The sequence below is a fragment of the Corynebacterium sp. HMSC056F09 genome (assembly GCF_001815785.1).
Classification (GTDB): domain Bacteria; phylum Actinomycetota; class Actinomycetes; order Mycobacteriales; family Mycobacteriaceae; genus Corynebacterium; species Corynebacterium hiratae.
In genome coordinates this window covers 3,348-5,284 of sequence record NZ_KV821946.1, presented here as the reverse complement: position 1 = coordinate 5,284, position 1,937 = coordinate 3,348, and the positions used below count along the sequence as shown (strand labels likewise).

At 56.6% G+C, this 1,937-nt stretch carries 1 protein-coding gene; it reads left to right on the top strand.

The annotated features are described in order from the left end of the window. A partial coding sequence (locus HMPREF3056_RS13500) for a putative Ig domain-containing protein (RefSeq protein ID WP_246822501.1) occupies window positions 1–1,937 on the top strand: 1,937 nt, incomplete at both ends.

Genomic DNA, 1,937 nt, shown 5'->3' with positions numbered 1-1,937 from the left:
TGCCACGGTGACTGTCACGGTTGAGCAGCCGGATGCTCCCGAGGCCGATGTGTCCGTGGATGCTATCCCGGACATGAAGGTTCCCCGTGGTGAAAAGGTTTCCATCCCGGTAAAGGCAACTGATGGTGCGGAGGTAGCCGTTGATGGTCTGCCTGAGTTCCTGAAGTACAACCCGGATACCAACGCGATCGAGGGCGAGGTGCCGGCAGATGCTGAGCTGAAGTCCTATGACATCAAGGTCAAGGCGACCAAGGATGGAAAGAATGCCTCGGATGAGTTCAAGCTCACGGTAACCGAGCGGATGATCGAGGATCCGGACACTGATGGTGACGGTATCCCTGATTCTCAGGATCCCGACATTGATGGTGATGGTGTCAACAACTCTGATGAGAAGGCTGCTGGCACTGACCCGTACAACCCGGATACCGATGGCGACGGCGTCAACGATGGTGACGAGGACACCGACGGTGACGGCAAGCCGAACAAGGACGAGTCCAACCCGAATGAGGACAAGATCACCGATAAGGATGGTGATGGCATCCCGGACATCATTGACCGTGATGATGAGGATGGTCCGAAGGGTGACAAGGACGGCGACGGCATCATCAATGAAGAGGACCCGGACGCTGACGGCGATGGTGTTTCTAATGATGATGAGAAGGAAGCCGGTCTTGATCCGTTGAACCCGGATACCGATGGTGACGGCGTCAACGATGGTGACGAGGACACTGACGGTGACGGTAAGAAGAACCGTGATGAGTCTGAGGTTCCTGAGGGTCCGGTTAAGGACGAGGACGGCGACGGCCTTGGCGATACCGGTGTTACCGATAAGGATCCGGAGGACGGCAAGGCTGACATCACCGATGGTCCGCTGACCAACGACACTGACAAGGACGGCATCCCGGATGCTGTTGACCCGGATATCGATGGTGATGGTGTCAACAACACCGACGAGAAGGTTGCTGGCACTGACCCGTACAACCCGGATACCGATGGTGACGGCGTCAACGATGGTGATGAGGACGCTGACGGTGATGGCAAGACCAACGCTGAGGAGTCTGACCCGACTGTTGATGAGTCCAAGGACTCTGACGGTGATGGCATCCCGGACATCATTGATAAGGATGACGAGGATGGCCCGAAGGGTGACAAGGACGGCGACGGCATCATCAACGAAGAGGACCCGGACGCTGACGGCGACGGTGTTTCTAATGATGATGAGAAGGCCGCTGGCCTGAACCCGTTGAACCCGGATACCGATGGTGACGGCGTCAACGATGGTGACGAGGACACTGACGGTGACGGTAAGAAGAACCGTGATGAGTCTGAGGTTCCTGAGGGCAAGGTTGAAGACAAGGACGGCGACGGCCTTGGCGATACCGGTATCACCGATAAGAACAACAACGGTGTTGCTGACTTGGTTGATAAGCCAGGTAAGAAGCCTTCTAACCCGTCGTACCCGGACTACCCGTCCTGGCCGATTGATCCGAACAAGCCGGGCGAGGATGACAAGCCTGGTGATAAAGATCCGAAGGACAAGGACACCGATGGTGACGGTCTGACTGACGAGCAGGAGAAGGAGCTTGGCACCGATCCGAATAAGGCTGACACCGATGGTGACGGCATCAATGACGGTGACGAGGTAGACGGCTCCAAGAACCCGTTCGATAAGGACGGCAACAAGGTTAAGCCGGGTGAGAAGGGTGCTCCGACTGACCCGAAGAAGGCTGATACCGATGGTGACGGCACCAACGATGGTGACGAGGTCACTGGTTCCAAGAACAACGGCAAGCCGACTGATCCGAATAACCCGGACTCCAAGCCGGAGAAGGACCCGAACGGTTCCTCGAAGTTGCCTGACTGGAATGGTTCTTCCAACCTGTCTGAGCGTTGCATCAACACCGGTTTGGGTATTGGTATCCCGCTGCTGTTCCTGA